The organism is Pantoea sp. V106_11 (assembly GCF_029967885.1).
Classification (GTDB): Bacteria; Pseudomonadota; Gammaproteobacteria; order Enterobacterales; family Enterobacteriaceae; genus Pantoea; species Pantoea ananatis.
Genome location: NZ_JASCAK010000037.1, coordinates 405,108 through 423,079, shown reverse-complemented (window position 1 = coordinate 423,079; position 17,972 = coordinate 405,108). Strand labels below are relative to the sequence as shown.

General features: G+C 56.7%; 14 protein-coding genes. 8 read left to right on the top strand and 6 right to left on the bottom strand.

The annotated features are described in order from the left end of the window. Window positions 1–27: 27 nt before the first annotated feature. A complete protein-coding gene (locus tag QLG08_RS20815) occupies window positions 28–2,565 on the bottom strand; it encodes a DUF2309 domain-containing protein (protein ID WP_282473150.1) in 2,538 nt (845 codons plus the stop codon). A gap of 29 nt (window positions 2,566–2,594) precedes the next feature. Next, a complete protein-coding gene (locus tag QLG08_RS20810; protein ID WP_019105063.1) occupies window positions 2,595–4,160 on the bottom strand; it encodes an NADH-quinone oxidoreductase subunit L in 1,566 nt (521 codons plus the stop codon). Between the two features lie 12 nt (window positions 4,161–4,172). On the opposite strand from QLG08_RS20810, the gene QLG08_RS20805 reads away from it, so the two are divergent. The 6 genes from QLG08_RS20805 to QLG08_RS20780 all read left to right on the top strand — a co-directional run bounded on the left by QLG08_RS20805 (window position 4,173) and on the right by QLG08_RS20780 (window position 11,655). Further along, window positions 4,173–5,159 carry a LysR family transcriptional regulator gene (locus QLG08_RS20805; RefSeq protein ID WP_019105062.1) on the top strand — a complete coding sequence of 329 codons (987 nt, stop codon included), beginning with the start codon at window positions 4,173–4,175 and terminating at the stop codon, window positions 5,157–5,159. A gap of 354 nt (window positions 5,160–5,513) precedes the next feature. Then, a complete protein-coding gene (locus QLG08_RS20800; RefSeq protein ID WP_014593490.1) occupies window positions 5,514–6,368 on the top strand; it encodes a PRD domain-containing protein in 855 nt (284 codons plus the stop codon). A 122-nt stretch (window positions 6,369–6,490) separates the two neighbouring features. After that, the gene (locus QLG08_RS20795) at window positions 6,491–8,338 is read left to right on the top strand and encodes a beta-glucoside-specific PTS transporter subunit IIABC (protein WP_282473149.1); all 1,848 of its coding nucleotides are present in this window, start codon (window positions 6,491–6,493) and stop codon (window positions 8,336–8,338) included. A 10-nt stretch (window positions 8,339–8,348) separates the two neighbouring features. Beyond that, window positions 8,349–9,821, top strand: coding sequence for a glycoside hydrolase family 1 protein (locus QLG08_RS20790; protein WP_014593488.1), 1,473 nt, complete (start codon window positions 8,349–8,351; stop codon window positions 9,819–9,821). A 124-nt stretch (window positions 9,822–9,945) separates the two neighbouring features. Continuing rightward, window positions 9,946–10,908: an alpha/beta hydrolase gene (locus tag QLG08_RS20785; RefSeq protein ID WP_019105060.1), complete on the top strand. Its 963-nt coding sequence runs from the start codon at window positions 9,946–9,948 to the stop codon at window positions 10,906–10,908. Between the two features lie 57 nt (window positions 10,909–10,965). Continuing rightward, window positions 10,966–11,655, top strand: a complete 690-nt coding sequence (locus QLG08_RS20780) for a DUF4440 domain-containing protein (RefSeq protein ID WP_019105059.1) — start codon at window positions 10,966–10,968, stop codon at window positions 11,653–11,655. A 135-nt stretch (window positions 11,656–11,790) separates the two neighbouring features. Here the strand turns inward: QLG08_RS20780 and QLG08_RS20775 are convergent, their stop codons facing one another. The 3 genes from QLG08_RS20775 to QLG08_RS20765 form a co-directional block, all read right to left on the bottom strand. Beyond that, window positions 11,791–12,999, bottom strand: coding sequence for a cupin domain-containing protein (locus QLG08_RS20775; protein WP_014606080.1), 1,209 nt, complete (start codon window positions 12,997–12,999; stop codon window positions 11,791–11,793). A 467-nt stretch (window positions 13,000–13,466) separates the two neighbouring features. After that, a complete protein-coding gene (locus tag QLG08_RS20770) occupies window positions 13,467–13,658 on the bottom strand; it encodes a hypothetical protein (protein WP_014606081.1) in 192 nt (63 codons plus the stop codon). Between the two features lie 176 nt (window positions 13,659–13,834). Further along, a complete protein-coding gene (locus QLG08_RS20765; protein WP_014606082.1) occupies window positions 13,835–15,355 on the bottom strand; it encodes an aldehyde dehydrogenase family protein in 1,521 nt (506 codons plus the stop codon). Between the two features lie 235 nt (window positions 15,356–15,590). Between QLG08_RS20765 and QLG08_RS20760 the strand changes: the two genes are divergently transcribed. Further along, window positions 15,591–16,154: a methyltransferase gene (locus QLG08_RS20760; protein ID WP_019105667.1), complete on the top strand. Its 564-nt coding sequence runs from the start codon at window positions 15,591–15,593 to the stop codon at window positions 16,152–16,154. Here the strand turns inward: QLG08_RS20760 and QLG08_RS20755 are convergent. Next, window positions 16,142–16,864: a glutamine amidotransferase gene (locus QLG08_RS20755; protein WP_014593482.1), complete on the bottom strand. Its 723-nt coding sequence runs from the start codon at window positions 16,862–16,864 to the stop codon at window positions 16,142–16,144. The two genes, QLG08_RS20760 and QLG08_RS20755, sit on opposite strands and share 13 nt — an antisense overlap. Window positions 16,865–17,053: 189 nt before the next feature. Here QLG08_RS20755 and QLG08_RS20750 point away from each other — a divergent pair, with 189 nt between their 5' ends. Continuing rightward, window positions 17,054–17,938, top strand: a complete 885-nt coding sequence (locus QLG08_RS20750; RefSeq protein WP_014606084.1) for an EamA family transporter — start codon at window positions 17,054–17,056, stop codon at window positions 17,936–17,938. Window positions 17,939–17,972 lie beyond the last annotated feature (34 nt).

Here is a 17,972-nt window from a genome sequence, read left to right as displayed (position 1 = left end):
CTCGGGGCGAATACGACCTCAGGTACGCTACAGGTCCAACGCGAGCCAGCATCCGCGCGCATAGCGCGCCAAACCTGCCGCCTCAAAGCGCCACAGATGGAGCCAGCCGTTATCCAGCAGTTGCCGGATGACCTCATGCTTTCCGATTACCGCTTCAATGGCCGTTTGCGGTGCGTCGATAACTACTGTCAGGCGCAGCGGCTCGTGCATCCAGCGCTCGCCGTCGTGGAGCGACTGGCGTGACAAGCCGATGCGCAGATCGCCGCCGTTGCCCTCAAAGACGCCGAGGCGTCCACCCACCACGTTATGCAGCACCTTGTTGCCGCTGCCCAGTCGCTGCGGATCGCAAGTGGATGCGTTATACTGCCAGTTGATCCAGTGTGTAACCAGCATCGGCGCGGTCATTAAACCCTCCAGCAGGCTACCGTCAACATCCTGACTGGCGTCGTAATCATGCAGAAAACTGCGCCCGCTCAGTACTGCGCCGCGGCTACGGTGACGCGGTGCGATCAGAAAGGCAGCGTTGCCAGCGAGTCCCCATTCAGGTCGGGTTTGCGCGCCGTCGTTAGCGCGACGGCGTAACTGACCCAGTAACACATCCTCACGTGCTTGCGGGTCCAGTTGCAGGCCGGGCGCTCGCTCACGGCGTACCTGATCGCAGGCTTGATGAAAAATCGGTTGTATCCTTTCACAGCGTGCACGCGCCGCCTGGGGCAGCAGGTCGAGATCGAACCACTCGATTTCATCGGTGGTCGTGTTGTGCAGCGCAGCCACGAAAGCCGTTGAATCAGGAACGTCCACGCCTTGCAGTTTCAGCCCCTGGCGAACCGCCGGTTCATTGAGCAACTGGGCCAGGCTGCGCGCATTCACTTCGCCGGTCTGGCCACAGCAGGCACCACAGTCCAGTGCCGCTGCATGAGCATTGTTAGCTGACTGGCTGCCATGACCGACAAGGAGCACTGTCGGAGTCAGACGTTGCGCCAGGCCCATGGCATGAAGAACTCCCGCCGCCAGCTTAACTTTAGCCTCTGTATTCAGCCCAACCAACTGTGGACGGCAGATCGCGCGGTAACGCGCAGCCAGGCCAGCCAAATCGTCCCTGGCTCGTGCTTTTTTGCCCGGCAGTAACCCCTTCACCAGCTTGACGGAGTAGCCCAGTCCGACCGCTTCCACAAAGGAGAAGGCGGCACCGGGCCAGTGGCTAACGGCATTCCACTGATCGGCCATGGCAAATCGGGCCTGACGCGACCTGCTGGCTGCGTTTTGCAGCGCTGTATCGGCCCGGGATGGCGTCGAATTCGCGCTCACAATACGGTCGTTGACGTCGATGGAAGGCGCAAGTAAACCGGGTAACTGGGGGCGCCGGGCTTGGGTAGCAAGAGGCGTGTACGTAACCGGAAGGCCGAAGAACCCCGCACAGCCGAGCGTCTGAACGCCAGGACTCGCGGCCTCCAGGGCGCGGCGCAACGGTTCACTGCGAACATCAATGCAGAAAGCGGCCTGGACTTCGATCGCCTCAGCGTCCACATCCTGCCCCTTAGCCGTGGCCAGCCGATGCGCCAACTCACGCTGATAGCCAATCTCCAGCGCCAGCTGCCACACTTCGTCAACCCGCATCGCGTATTCGGTCTCCTCCAACACGTGAGGAGCCTGAGCCCAGGCCTGCTGAAGGGAAGCAAATGCTTGCCGGGTGGCGGCATCATCTTTACATTCTAAAAGGATGATGCCCCAGGCCAGACGAATAGCCAGTAACTCACGCAGGTGCGCATCCTTACCGCCCGCCAACCCTGCCTGCCAGCCGAGATACGCGCACCAGGAGGCCCAGCCATTAACGGTAAGCAGCACCGACTCCAGATAATCTGCCCACACGGTTTCAGACAGGCCAAGCCGCTCAATGACCCAGCCTCCAGCGTCCACGGCGTTATCCGGTAACGTCTTGATAGCCTGCCTGATGTTCGGTAAGCCCATTAACAGACCAATGCCATGGTCGTGCTTCAGCGTGTCGAGCCAGAAGGCATATAAGCCCTGATGACGCTCGGGCTGCCAGCTCGCCTGGTGTTCGTCGAAGTAAGCCGCACAGGTTTGGCTAACCTGATGCGTTATGGCTTGCCGCCAGGATAACCTTTTGTGGCGATGGGGATCGTTGTCGAGCACATCGATCAGCAGCGGTAACTGTACTTGCAGGCTACCTGCTTGCAGCGCCTGCGTGCACTGTTCAACCGTCAGGCCGGCCGCTTGCGCCTCAGGTAGCTGGTGCAGCGCCTGGGTGAGATCGGCAACGCTAATACGCCCCTCACGCCAGGCCTGCATCTGCCGATCGCGCGGTGGGAAAACCTGAATACCGCCGAGCGCAGCCATGCGCGCGGCCACCCTGCGCACCGGCATGCCAATACGCGCCCAATGAGGATTGACAGCGATGGCGCGATCCAGTGGCCATGCCGGTGCAATCGCCTGGCAGGCGCGGTGGCAAGCTTGCTCAATGGCGGCCTGCCGTGAATCTGCATTGCGTGCGGATTGCGTCAGGCTCGCCGACACGGATTTCTCTTTGTTGGTCAGTGTATCCATCAGGAAACGCTCCGGGTTGTCAGTGTTATTCAGCGCGGCCTGTCAGCAACAGGTGCATCAGGCATTTCAGGTTTAACGGGCGTGGCATTGCCGGATGCCCAGGTCGTTGGCCACAGGAGCAGCGTCAGGCGCGTATAGGCTTCGTCCAGGTAAAACCCCGCGTAGCTCCAGCGACGCCAGCGCGACAGGCGTTGTGGTTGCTTTTGCAGCAACACCTGGCACAGATACAAGGCCGCCATTCCTGTCAGCGCGATCAGGCCCAGACGTTCATCGGGGGCATCCTGCAGGCCGAGCGGCAGCGCATGCAGAAACAGGGCAATCATCGACAGGCCGATAACAGTGAAGAGCCCGAAAAGAAGCTGTGAGGCAGGTGAAGCGCCGTCGTCTTGCGCATCAGGCAACCACAGCAAGGGCGCCCACGCCATGCCCAACACCCCGCTCCACCACCAGGGCCAGGCGGCCAGATCTGCCAGCCTCAACACCAGAAACACCGCTGAAATCGCCAGCACTGGGGCGAGCATCACACTCACGGTGCCGGGCAACGAGGTCCGGTGCAGCGTCTGCTGGCGAGTTTGTCTTACGCTTTCTGAAGCGGACAGGAAAGCATGGGCTTTGTAGAGCGAATGGCCAATGAGATGCAGAGCTGCCAGGGTGTAAAGGCCAAGCGCGCACTCAAGCAGCATGAAGCCCATCTGCGCGACGGTGGACCAGGCCAGCCGTACTTTTACGCTGATGCGCGTCAACATGACAATGCCTGCCAGTACAGCGGTCGTCAGCGCGAAAATCAGTAACAACACGCGCGCAGCGCCTGCCTGTTCTAACATCGGGGCGAAGCGAATCAGGACAAAGCCGCCAAGATTAACGACGCCTGCATGCAAGAGCGCAGATACCGGCGTCGGGGCTTCCATCACCTGTATCAACCAGCCATGCACCGGCAGCAAGGCCGTGCGAAGAATAACAGCCATCACGAGCAAAACGGCGCTCGCCTGCAAGGGCACGGACGCCCCCTGCTGGGCAATGTGCGCCCACAAAGCTGACAGCGAGAAACTGCCCACTTCCCACCAGGCCAGCGCGGAAGCGCCGAGCAACATCACGTCTGCTATCCGGTCAGCAATATACTTTTTGTGTGCCGCAAACAGGGCAAAGGGGCGATCGGGATAGAAGCAAAGCAGCTGCTGTAGCGCCAGGCCTACAGCGGCCCAGGCGGCAATGAGTAGCAGCCAGTTATCGGCCAGCAGGAGCAGATGAACACTACCCAGTACAGCGGACAGTGCGCCAATGTAGCGCCGCTGGTTCGCTTCGCCTTCAAGGTAACGCACAGAAAATGATGCGATGACTTTGCCAAGCAGTTGTACCAGCAAAGCCAGCACCAGGCCAAACGTCGTTGCTTTTACTAAACCAGGCCATTGCGCCCCGCTGGTGCCCGCGGCGAGGGACACGCCTGCGAAGGCAATGGCGCCATATGACACAATCTGCAGCACACGCCACAGCGCCGTTGTAGACATCCCACTTAAACGTGTCAGCCCTGCTAAGCCCGCCATTAAAACAGCAGGTGCTAAAAAACAAACCAGGTATAAAACTTCAAGGATATTCATCGCATAGCCCTTATGAATGTGACTGAGCCTATGTTCCTTGACGGTTACTATTCTGTAAAATATATTTATTTGAATAAATTGATACCTAAAAAAGAACAAATGAATCTTAATCAGCTGAACTTTCATCACCTTTTCTATTTTTGGCGAGTCGCCAGGCTCGGGCACCTGACGCGGGCGGCCGAAGAGCTGGCGACCTCACAATCAGCCGTTTCGGTGCAAATCCGACAGCTTGAGGACCGGCTGGGAGAAAGTTTGTTAATCCGTAAAGGCCGCCGCCTGATCCTGACGGACACAGGTCAGTTGGTCATGGCTTATGCCGATAACATCTTTGGGCTCAGTCAGGAGATGTTGGGACGCTTAAAAGGCCGGTCTGCCGGTGTTACACGGCTACGCGTGGGCAGCGTGGCAACCCTGTCGCGCAACTATCAGGAAAACTGGATTCGACCTGCACTTGCCGATCCTGGTGTGGTGCTGACGCTGGAGTCCGGATTACTGGAAGGCCTGCTGGTCAGGTTGATGCAACATCAGCTCGATGTGGTGCTGGCCAATGAAACCGTTCCCGTGGATACCGATCGCCCTTTGCACTTCGTGTTTCTGGGCAGTCAGTCCATCTCTTTGGTCGGCCCGGCGAGCAAATGGGCATCGCGCAGTCTGCGCATCCCGGAAGATTTGGATGGCGTGGAGATTGCCCTGCCCGGCCCACGCCATGCCTTGCGCGCGCAGTTTGATGCGCTGTGTTCCACAGCGGGCGTAAGGCCCAGAGTGCGCGCTGAAGTCGATGACATGGCGATGCTGCGTCTGATCGCGCGTGACAGCGGCTGGCTCACCGTATTGCCCGAGGTCGTCGTTCAGGATGAACTGCGTAGCGGATTGCTCGTCACCGTCGGCCAGTCTGCGGATCTGCAGGAGCGCTTCTACGCCATTACGACGCCTCAACGGCATCGTATCGACGTGCTTGAACAACTTCTGACGGGCCAAAAACGCCCGGCGCACGATTAAGCATCACCGCTATCGCTCTTTGCCTGCTAACGGGCAAAGAGCGGGCAAATGCCACGATCGGCAGGTCAGTCTTATCGTATTTCTCTGCTGGCAGTTGTCTGTGTCTGCGTATTTGAAGTGGGATTCCCCGCTTGCGTAACCGTTTCCTGTATTACTTTTCGTAAAGCGGATCACAAATCGGCGCGCCGGATAACCCGCTGCACAATTTCGTATTGAATATCAATTTTCCTGGTGCCAGGATAAAACGGCATCACGCTTGTTACCGATTATCGGGCAAAACCTGAATGCAGGCTGGGGGAATTTCCCTTCAACGCTGTATTTATGTTTTGCCCGATGTTGTTTCAGGAGTGAGCGATGCTGGTCAGACAAATTCTGAATAATAATGTGGTCAGTGCCGTTGATGATAACGGCCTTGAAGTTATTTTAACCGGTCGCGGCCTGGGATTTAATACACACCACGGTGCCCGTATTCACCCCAGCGAAGCAGAAAAGATATTTCGTCTGGAAGATTCGTTGATCTCTGCGCGCTTTAAAGATCTGGTCAGTGAAGTGCCCATCGATATTCTTCAGCTTACCGCCGATATTGTCAGCCTGGCGCGCGAAAAGCTAAACCATAAATTAAGCGAAGGGTTGTATGTGACGCTGGCCGACCATCTTCACTTCGCGCTGCAACGCCATAAAAATAACGCGCCGCTTACTAATCCGCTGGAGTGGGAAGTGCGCCACTTTTATACCGCCGAGTACGCGATTGGCCGTCAGGCGTTGGGCATGGTGGTGGCCCGAACCGGTATGCTCTTACCGGACAGCGAAGCCTGTAGCATTGCGCTGCATATCGTCAACGCCGGGCTTCACGATACGCTGGGAAAAACCGCGAAAATTACCCAACTCCTCTATCAGCTACAGCACATCGTAAAATACTTTTTTACCCTGTCAATGGATGAGCACAGCCTGAATTATCAGCGCCTCATTACGCACCTGAAATTTTTTGCTCAGCGGGTCATCGATGGCGAGGTGTTAAATAACAACGATGAGGAATTTTTTGCGCTGGCGCAGCAGCGTTACGCCCGCACGCTCAAATGCGTTGAGGCCATCAATGAATTTGTCAAAAAGCATTACCACCACAGCATGAGTCATTCTGAAAAACTCTATTTGACAGTACACATCGAGAATATTGTGCAGCGCAGCACGCCCAGCGTTTTACCCCCGTAAAGAGTATTAAAAACAGGTTCCGGCTTGTCACTGTTCAATCAGGCAAACCCCAGAAAACGATCCAGCCGGTTAACGCCGGTCATTGTGGATGACGTCATATTGACTTCAGTCTGGAGGGATTTATGAATTATCACAAAACCGCTCAACGCATTATTACCCTGATTGGCGGAAAAGATAACGTCCTGTCTTTATTTCACTGTATTACCCGCCTGCGTTTTTTACTTAAAGATAACAGCCTGGCTGATCGTGGTGCGCTGGACGCGCTGGAGGGCGTTATTGGCGTAAATCTCTCTGGCGATCAGTTTCAGTTGATCATCGGCAATGAGGTCGAACCCTTGTACAAGGCGCTGATGAGCCAGCTATCGCTAAAAGAAACTCCGCCGCGCCCGACCTCACGCCGCAATCCGGTCTCGGCAGTGCTGGAAGGGTTATCCAGCATCTTTTCGCCCATTATTCCCGCCATTGCAGGCGCAGGGATTCTCAAGGGGATCCTGGCGCTGCTGGTGGCTTTTCAGTGGCTCGAACCACACAATCAGAGCTATCAGATCCTGCTGGCGATTAGCGATGGCGTATTTTACTTCCTGCCGCTGGCGCTGGCGTTCAGTGCGGCAACGCGGTTTGGTGCCAACCCTTACGTTGCCGTCGCGCTGGCGGCCTCGCTGTTTCACCCTGCTCTGCAAACCCTGTTCAACGCCGGTGAGCCGATCCACTTTCTGAGAATACCCGTGCCAGCGGTGAACTATGCCTCAACGGTAATTCCGGTGCTGCTGTCGATATGGCTACTGAGTTACGTGGAACGCCTGATCGATAGCGTGATGCCCGCCTCGCTGAAAACCATGTTTGTTCCTCTTCTGAGCCTGCTGATCGTCACGCCTGTCACGCTTATCGCCATCGGCCCGCTGGGGATCTTTGCCGGTAACGCGCTGACTGGCGGCATTATCTGGCTGGTTGAAAACATGGGGATGGTTGCGGGCATCGTGGTGGGCGGAACCCTGTCGCTGATTATTATTACCGGCATGCACTATGTGCTGGTGCCCGTGATGATCCACAACATCAGCCAGCTGGGTTTCGATCCGTTTAAAATCCTTTTCTATGTTGCGAATCTCGGCCAGGCCGGTGCGGCATTCGGCGTGTTCCTGCGGGCCAGAGAGAAAAAGCTTAAGTCACTGGCGCTCAGCACCAGCTTCAGCGCCGCGATGGGCATTACCGAACCCGCGATGTACGGCATCAACATCCGTTACAAACGCCCGTTTGCCGCCGCTCTGCTCGGCGGGGCCTGCGGCGGCGCATTCGCGATGGCGATGGGGGTAAAAACCTATGCGTTTGCGCTTAGCGGGCTGCCCGGCATCCCCGCGCTGGTCGGCCCGACCTTTATCTATGCCCTGCTCAGTCTGGCGATCGCCTTCAGCAGCGCTGCCCTGCTCACCGTGATGCTGGGCTTTGATGAATCTGCCCACTTGCCCGCCGCCGATGAGGCATCCGCATCCGGCGCCAGGCGCCACGAACCCGAGACGATTTTTGCGCCTGCCAGTGGTGAGATCACACCGCTGAATGCGCTGGCGGACCCGGTATTTGCCGATGAGATATTTGGCAAAGGGCTGGCTATTTATCCCTCTGGTGGCGAGCTACGTTCTCCCGTGGACGGCCACGTCGAGTCGCTGTTTGAAACTCACCATGCGCTGGGGCTCAGAAGCGATACCGGCGTGGAAATCCTGATCCACATTGGCATCGACAGCGTCAAACTCGGCGGCCGCCACTTCACCAGCCATATTCAGCCCGGGCAGTGGATCAGCACGGGCGATCTGTTAGTCACCTTCGATCTGGCCGCGCTTCAGGCGGAGAACATTGATCCGAGCGTGATCGTCATTGTGACCAACAGCGAGCGCTATGACGAGATTCGTCCGGTGAAAGCTACCGGGCATATCGCCAGTCGCGAGGCCTTTCTGACACTCACCGCCGCGGCGGTTTAAGGAGCAAAGCATGACGAGTTCAACGACCTTTCCAGCAGGATTTTTGTGGGGCGGTGCCACCGCCGCGAATCAGCTTGAAGGCGCATGGGATATCGGCGGCAAAGGGTTATCGGTGTCCGATGTTTATACCTTCGACGCGGCCACACCGCCCACGCAGTGGCTGGATCAGTGGCTTAGCATGACGCATGCGCAGGTTGAAGAGGCGCAGAACCCGGACAGTAAAAAGTATTATCCCAAGCGCAAAGGCAACGGCTTTTACACCCATTTCAGGGAGGATATCGCGCTGTTCGCCGGTATGGGATTTAAATGCTTCCGGATGTCGATAGCCTGGACGCGTATCTTTCCGCGCGGCGATGAAGCCGAACCTAACGAGGCAGGCCTGCAGTTTTATGATGAGGTGCTGGATGCGCTGCTAGCGCACGGAATCGAACCCATTGTCTCGCTGTCGCATTACGAGATGCCGCTGGCGTTGGTGACGGATTACGGCGGCTGGCCAAATCGCCAGCTGGTGGATTTCTACGTGCGATTCGCCACCACGGTTTTTACCCGCTATCGCAACAAGGTGAAGTACTGGATGACCTTTAACGAGATTAACTGCGTGAAGCATCATCCTTACGTCAGCGTCGGCGTGATCGAGGAAGGTCATCCTCATCTGGAGCAGGATAAATATCAGGGCGCGCACCATCAGTTTATCGCCAGTGCGCTGGCCACTAAGGCCTGCCACGCGATAATTCCCGGTTCTCAGGTGGGCTGTATGATTAGCTATCAGATCCTCTATCCGCATACCTGTCATCCGGATGACGTACAGGCATGTGAAGAGATGCAGCGCGTTTCGCTGTTTTTTAGCGATGTGCAGGCGCGCGGCTACTATCCGGCTTATGCCCGCAGAATGCTGGCGGAGAAAGGCGTTCAGCTGACCAAAGCCGTGGGTGACGATGAGATCCTGCGGCAACATCCGGTAGACTTCGTTTCCTTCAGCTATTACATGTCCAGCACCGTCAGCGCCCATCCCGAAAAGCTGACCGGCGCGCAGGGCAACCTGATTACCGGCGGAATACGTAACCCGCACCTGGCAACCAGTGAATGGGGCTGGCAAATCGATCCTAAAGGGCTGCGGCTGGCGCTGAACCAGCTTTATGACCGTTATCAGAAGCCACTGTTTATTGCCGAAAACGGTCTGGGCGCGGTGGATACCGTTAAGGCCGACGGCAGCATTGATGATGATTACCGCATCGACTACCTGCGCCAGCATGTCGAACAGATGAAAGAAGCCATTGCCGACGGCGTCGCGCTCTTTGGCTATACCTGGTGGGGGCCGATCGACGTGGTGAGTGCCGGGACCGGTCAAATGTCTAAACGTTACGGTTTTATTTATGTGGATCAGGATGATATGGGCAACGGTAGTCAGAAACGTACCTTGAAAAAGAGCTATCACTGGTATAAAAAACTGATTGCCTCTAATGGCGAAGACCTCCGCCGCTAACCCGGTTAAACGTCACTGAGGTGACCTGCTGACAGGCGCTGTCAGCAGGTCAGTGTATTTCAATCTCTGTCGTCCATCCCGGCAGAGCGGCTCACTGCCACTTAAGCCTCAGGAGAGGAGTGATTTGAACACGCTGCATTTAGTCGATCCCGAGTTACTTCCCATTCTCGCAAACAGCGCGCCGCTGGCACTCACGCCCGAAACGATTGTGGCACTGCGCCAACAGCGTCAGGATGCTGCCGTTAAGCAGGTTCAGTCTTATCGCGACCTTGGGCTTCACATCCATGAGCAGCAGATTGATTTTCCCGATCGTCCCCCCGTCAGAGTCTGTGTGATAACGCCCGTAACCGCCACCGGAAAGCGCATGGGCATTTTGCACATTCATGGCGGCGGTCACCTGTTCGGCAGCCCGGAGCAGTCGCTTTCACTGACCAGTGCCACGGCGCTGCGCCAGAACTGCGTGGTGGTCTCGGTGGACTATCGCCTGGCCCCGGAAACGGTGTTTCCCGGATCGCTGCAGGACGGCTATGCGGTGCTGAACTGGATGGTAAGCCAGGCCGACAGGCTGGGCATCGATCCGGCTCATATCGGCTTAATGGGCGACAGCGCCGGTGCCGGGCTGGCCGCCTCGCTGGCGCTGCTGGCAAGGGATCGCAATGGCCCCAAACTGGCCTTCCAGAATCTGATGTTCCCGATGCTGGACGACCGCACGGTGACGGAAACACATCCCAATCCCGTGACCGGCGAGTTTGTCTGGACGCGAGAATACAATCGTATTGGCTGGACCGCCCTGCTGGGCGAGGAACCCGGCAGCGAAACGATCTCGCCTTATGCCGCACCGGCACGCGCCAGCAACCTTGCCGGGCTTCCCCCTGTCTGGATCGGCGTCGGCACGCTGGACCTGTTTCTGGATGAGAACCTCGATTATGCACAACGGCTGATCCGTGCCGGCGTTGCCGTCGAGCTGCACGTCTGGCCTGGTGCCTTTCATGGCTTCCATGCCAGCGACACGGCCGCCGTTTCCCTGCAGGCCAGGGAACTGCGTCAGTGCTGGCTGTCGCGCTTTAATCCCTGCCCGGCAGGTTGATGGGCGACGCATATCCTGCCAGGGTTGAGCAACGCCGTTAACGCACGGAGCTTCGTGATGCAAACGCTCAACATTGTACCCCGCCTGATGACAGCGCTGCGGGCGGGGGAAAAACGCCATACGATTCGCTGGCAGGAACAGAAGATTACGCCGGGACCACTTTGCTATGTCAGTAACGAGGATCCTGCGACCTGGGTGATCGTTGATGTAGCGCAGGTGGTGACCATGCCGCTGTCATCCGTCGCGCACTATCTGGGCAAAGGTGATGAATGGCCCGATGCGGTCTTGCTGGCCGGAATGCAGGAACATTATCCTGCGATTCAGCTCGATTCACAGGTTGAGGTGATTCACCACTCCGCGCCGCGTCAGGATGAGCGTGCGCTTCACCTCGCATTGCTGGCGGCCCTGACGGTGCTGGAATGCAGCCTGCATCATGAAAAGCGCCACGATCTAGCGTGGCTTGACCAGAGACTGCATCCCGAATTTAAAGAGATCACCCTTTCAGGCACGCTGCTGAACCGTGAGCAAATCATCGCGGCGCTAATGAATGAAGAGAACGCGCAGGCCATTATCAGCAGCGACTTTCAACTGATGGAGGTCGGAACCCAGCATGCCATTTTGCTTTACCGCACCGCGCAGCCAGACGGCAGCCGTGCCGCATTACGTTCGTCCCACTGGGTTTTATCCGCAGCGCATGGCTGGCAGATGATTTTTCATCAGGGCAGCACGGCAGCCGCCGGGTCATAGTCTGGGGTTTGGGGTTTGGGGTTTGGGGTTTGGGGTTTGGGGTTTGGGGTTTGGGGAAAAAGCGTGGGCTGTCCACGCAGCCGTAAAACAGACCCACAAGCTCTGACAATCATGGCCGACATGCGGCCATGAGCGCTATTTCACCACAGGGTTTTTCTGCAGCGACAGCGCATCCATAAAGGCATCATCAAGCTGCAGATGTTCTTTCACCAAATCGCGCGGCGTACCGGCCAGCCACTGATTCAGGGAAATATCAGCATAATAATCACTTTTGAATAACTCCAGGAAACGCAGCGGCCCCTTACCGGTGTTTTCAACGTAGTGGCCCATCGCGAACGGCACATAGCCGACGTCCCCTGCCCGGTAGTCAAAGGTTCTGGCCTGCCCTGACGACGCAAACACGCCCATGCGCCCTTCGCCTTCCAGGTAGTATTGCCACTCGTCGTTGTTCGGATGCCAGTGCAGCTCGCGCAATCCACCAGGTTCGATCTCCACCAGCGCGGCCGCGATGGTCTTTGAAACCTTAAAGGTCGAAGAGTCAGTGATTCTGACCGTGCCGCCCGGCGCCTTGATCGGTTCCTGCGCCAGCATGTGGTGCGTAAAGGTGCGTTTGGCTTGGGTTGCCCCTTTCACCGCCACGGATGAGAGGCTGCCGGGCACCGGCGCGGCGAAGATGTATTCATCTTCAGGCGAGGGCAGTTTGGCAAAGGTTGAGACCGGCACCTTGAAATTTTTGGCCAGAATCTCGGGCGGGATGTGTTTGAACCAGTCGGACAGCAGAAAGGTGCTGTCTTCATCGAATCCGCCGTCATCAAAGGCCAGCAGAAACTCGCAGCCGTCCGGCCCCAGCCCCTGAATAGAGTGCGGAATGCCCGGCGGGAAATACCATAGATCACCCGCACCAATATCGTCCACGAACCAGGTGCCGTCAGTATCGAACGCCGTGACGCGGGCATTGCCATAGGTCATATAGGCCCATTCGCCCTCTTTGTGCCAGTGCAGCTCGCGAATGCCACCGGCATTGAGACGCATATCCACGCCCGCAATGGTGGTGGAGACGCCGAGCTCACGTTGGGTGACCTGACGGGTCCATCCGCCGCTGCTTTTACGCACGTGCGCGTCGCTGAAGGAAAAGCGCAGGTTTGGCAAAGTGCCGCTGTCGGTAGGCGGAGGATTTACGATGTCAGGATTTTCCGCTTCGCGGATGGGATCGTGCGGGCCGGGATCTCTGCCAGCGCCGGAAAAGGACTGAATGCTGTCATGTGCGTGAACCTGCCCGGCCGCCAGGGCGACCGTGCCGCCTGCCGCAAAGGCCATAAAGCTTCTTCGGGTTAATTTACTCATTAATAAAATACCTCGTTCCTTGCTGATAAATTCGACGACATGCGCTGTCATAAGAAATTTATAGCGGGCTAAGTTAAATTTTATTTATGGGATATGTAAATTTTGATGACATCAGCATGGCCGATTGGGTACGGGAATTATCAACCCGTGCTACCTTTTTAGCGGTGATTGAGGAAGCGTTAACTTTTCTTATCGGTTCAATCTCATAACTGGCACGAAAGGATCATTTTCACGCGTAACGGCAATATCAATGCCGATCATACTACGTTACAGGTTCAGGCTAAGGCGTTGTCTGTTGCAAGTCAGAAACAAACCGCTCTGATGAGGATCATTCCATCGCAGCCAGCAGCGTTCGGGGCATGGCGCGGAGCGAGTGAAACGGCAGGGGTTGTGAAGGGAAAGGCCTTAATGCGCACTGTGCGCCCGGCCGGCAAACACTGAGCAGGCCAGACGACAGGGTAATGCCGCTAGAAGAACCTATGCTGACCCGGACTGGCTTCGGCCTGAGGCGCGCGGGCTGAGGCGGCGGCACCTTCAGCCTGCAGCGGACAAAACGGGTAAGCCCGGTGGCGTTCGGGCAAATTAACAATGATGATGCTCTCTTCCGGTCCATCAAGCACATCATCCATCAGACTCAGATATTCATAAGGATTTTGCATAACTTGTCTCTGTTCCGTTATCCATAGTGAAGCAGGTCATACAGTCAACTCAGGTTCGGCATGTTCGCTGCGATAGATCGATAATAGCTGTTAACTAACCTGTCACAAGCAGATTACGCCTATATGACAGCCAACAGACGGAAAATAGCGGCGCGCACAAGGCACGCCGCACAGGGTCAGAAGAAGCCAAGCGGCTGGATGCTGTAGCTTACCAGCAGATTTTTCGTCTGCTGATAGTGATCAAGCATCATCTTGTGCGTCTCGCGACCGATACCTGATTTTTTATAGCCACCGAAGGCCGCGTGAGCGGGGTAAAGGTGATAGCAGTTCGTCCAGACACGTCCGGCTTTGATTGCCCGCCCGACGCGGTAGGCCCGGTTGATATCCCGTGTCCAGACGCCCGCGCCCAGGCCGTAGATGGAGTCGTTGGCAATGGCGATAGCCTCTGCCTCATCCTTGAAGGTGGTGATGCCCACCACCGGGCCAAAGATCTCTTCCTGGAATACCCGCATGCTGTTGTTGCCTTTCAGCAGCGTCGGCTGAATGTAGTAGCCGCTGGCCAGCGTGTCATCAAGCGTCTCAACACCGCCGCCGATCAGCACCTCGGCCCCTTCCTGACGGGCGATCTCCAGATAGGAAAGAATTTTATCGAACTGCTGCTGAGAAGCCTGCGCGCCCACCATCGTTTCCGTATCCATGGGATCGCCGCGCTTGATGGTTTTAATGCGTTTAAGCACTGCCGCCATAAAGGGCTCGTAAATGGACTCCTGCACCAGCGCCCGCGACGGACAGGTACAGACTTCACCCTGATTCAGGAAGCCAAGCACAACCCCTTCCGCCGCTTTTTCAATAAAGCTTTCTTCGGCCTGCATGATATCTTCGAAAAAGATGTTCGGCGATTTCCCGCCCAGTTCGACCGTAGACGGAATCAAGCTTTTCGCCGCCAGTTCCAGGATATGGCCGCCCGTCGCCGTCGATCCCGTAAATGCCACTTTGGCAATGCCCGGATGGGAGGCCAGCGCCTCACCCGCTTCTTTACCATAACCGTGGACCACGTTGACCACGCCGGGCGGCAGCAGATCTTTAATCAGGTCAACAAACAGGGTAATCGACAGCGGTGTTTGCTCCGCGGGCTTGAGCACCACGCAGTTCCCTGCCCCCAGGGCCGGCGCCAGCTTCCATGCCGCCATCAGCAGCGGAAAGTTCCACGGGATGATCTGCGCCACCACGCCCAGGGGTTCATGAAAGTGATAGGCGGCAGTAAATTCGTCGATCTCCGCCGCGCTGCCCTCCTGCGCCCTGACACAACCGGCAAAATAGCGGAAGTGATCCACCGCCAGCGGCATATCGGCGGCCAGCGTTTCACGAACCGGTTTACCGTTGTCCCAGGTTTCATTTACCGCCAGGTATTCCAGCTTCTCTTCCAGCCGATCGGCGATTTTAAGCAGCACCAGGGCGCGCTGCTGAGGCGAGGTTTTTCCCCAGGCATCCGCCGCGGCGGCAGCGGCAGCGACCGCGTTATCGACGTCTGCCTTGTCTGAGCGGGGAAACGCCCCGGCATCTGAACCATTAACGGGCGAGGTATTGGTGAAGTAGTGGCCATTGACCGGCGCAACGAACTCCCCATTGATGAAATTGCCATAGTGCTTTTGCAGCGTGATGAGAGAACCGGATTCTCCTGGAGCAGCATAGCGCATGTTGAATCTCCTTACGCAGTAAGATGTGAAACAACTATGAAACCTATTTTTAACATATTAGATCAGCGCCAGCCTGACAGGTTTGTTGTCCTTAAACTGTGACCGCGACGAAGGAAAATCCCCGTTGGGCCCACTACAGATAATTCCGACTTTTTGCCGCTTCGCCAGTTATCTGGAAACTTTTAGGCACGATGGGGTCAATATGGGGATATGTTTACTCTGGAGGTATGTCAGCATGTTAGCTTCGGCTTTCACCTTAATGCGCGCTAAAGCAGATTTCGTCCACCAGTTCATCCGTAATCCGCGCAAAATGGGCAGCATTACTCCTTCCTCTGATGCGCTGTGTCGCACCATGGTTGACTCGGTGGCGTGGAGCGGTCAGTTGCGGGTTGCCGAACTGGGCGCGGGCGATGGCGTTCTGACGCGTCGTCTGCTGGCGCAGATGGCACCGAACGCGACGCTGGACGTATTTGAAATCAGCAGCGCGCTGGCGCAAAAGTTAAGCGCGCTGAATGACGAGCGAATGACGGTGCGGACCTGTTCGGCCGAGTACCTGAACGGCAGCTACGATGCCATTTTCTCTGGCCTGCCGCTGCTGTCGCTGTCGCCGGAACTGCGGGATGCCATCCTGCAGGCGGTGTACCATGCCCTGGGGCCGAACGGCGTTTTTGTGCAGTTTCAGTACACGTCGCTCACCCAGCCCGATCTGTCTCGTTACTTTACCTGGGAGCGCCAGCGGGTGTTAAAAAACGTTCCGCCGGCCTGGGTTTATCGTTGTACCCGCCACTATGCGCCCTGAGCGCTTTTAACCGCAGGGCGCGTTTGCAACCAGAAATGGTATAAGAGGCTACGCGCCCAGTCCGCCCCCTGCAGTTCCGTCCCATCATTTTCCTCATTTTCTGGCAGGCATGCATCCATAATGCGGCGATCAAACTCCGGGTGAAACTGCACCGACAGCGCGCAGGCTGAATAGCGCAAGACCTGGCAGCCGTCCATGTCCGAAACGGCCAGCACGGTGGCGTGCGCGGGCGGCGTCATCACCGACTGGCGATGCGAAAGCCAGGCCTCGAAGGTTTCCGGCAACGTGGCCAGCAGCGGATCGTGGCGGGCCTGGGAAGTGGTGGTTAACGTCATCAGACCGCGTTCCCAGCCATTAGGGTTGTCGCCTACTTTCCCCCCCAGTGCATAAGCCATCAGCTGGTGGCCGTAGCAGACGCCAAGCAGCGGCAGACGCGCCTCCATCGCTGCCCGAATCCAGGCCGCCGTGCGTTCACTCCAGTCAGCATGATCGGTCACCATTGCCCAGGAACCACTTAACACCGCACCGGAAATATCAGTAAACTGCGGCAGCGTTTCGCCCAGATGGGGACGGACAATAACGTAATCATCAGGCTGTAAATTCAGGGCATCAATAAACCATACCGGTTGTTCACCGATTTTCTCGACCACGTTGGCGGGGGGAACATCTAACTGAATCAAGGCAAGGGGCAATGCAGGCGCAGAAATCATACCGAATCGAATCCTCAAAAGGGTTGGCGTTTCGGAATATCAGTCTGACAGTAACTGTTGTAAATGTCTTATGAATTTTTTGAGCTTTATTTCCTGCTTAACTAAATAAAAAATGTTAATCATTGCCAGAACGTCGTGGGTTCGTGCCATGATTATCAGGTATCGGGTTTATTTTTAAAGGACAACATTGTGGCAGTGCGGCATTTCTTTATGGTTCTGATGGTGGTTTCTATCTGGGCCTTTAATAACGTGGCGGTAAAATGGGGTTTAGTTGAGTTACCGCCTTTGTTTCTTACGTGGATGCGTTTTGCGGTCGTGGCGATTGTGCTGGTGCCGTTTTGCCGCATTAACCGCCAGCAGTTTCCCTGGTTGCTACTGCTGGCCTTCACATTTGGGTTTATGCACTTCTCTCTCCTGTTCGTCGGTATGCGTTTTACCGATGCCGGAACGGGCGCGATTGTCGTGCAGTTGGGTACGCCGATTGCCATGCTGCTGGCGATGGTGGTGCTGAAAGAGAAGCTGCGGTTGATTCAGCTGATCGGCATTATGATCTCGCTAAGTGGTGTAGTGGTGCTGTCTGGTAGCCCCACCATTCCTGCCTGGTGGGTGCTGTGCATCCTGCTGTGCAGCGCCACGGGCTGGGCGATCAGCAACCTGATTGTGAAAAAATCGCCGCCGATTAAACCCCTGACGCTGACCGGCTGGATCGCCTTTCTGGCCCTGCCGATTGTGGGGGCCGCCAGCTTGATGCTGGAGTCTCATCAGCTCTATGCGCTGCAACATGCTGGCTGGCGCGGCTGGTTTGCCATTCTTTACAGTGCCATTGCCTCTTCCGTGGTGGCGTACACCTTATGGTATGCCCTACTGAAGAAATACAACGTCAACCTGATCATGCCCTACTCGCTGCTGACGCCGGTGCTGGCGGTCTTAATGGGAATCGTGGTGCTGGGCGACAGCCTGAACAGTTTCAAAATTATTGGCGCTTCGCTGGTCATTCTGGGCACGACGATTGCGGTGATTAACCTGCGCAATCTGCGCATGCACGCACGCTTTCCTCGCCTGCGACGCCGTTAAGGGCACATGCTATGCTTCAGGCATCGCCCTTATC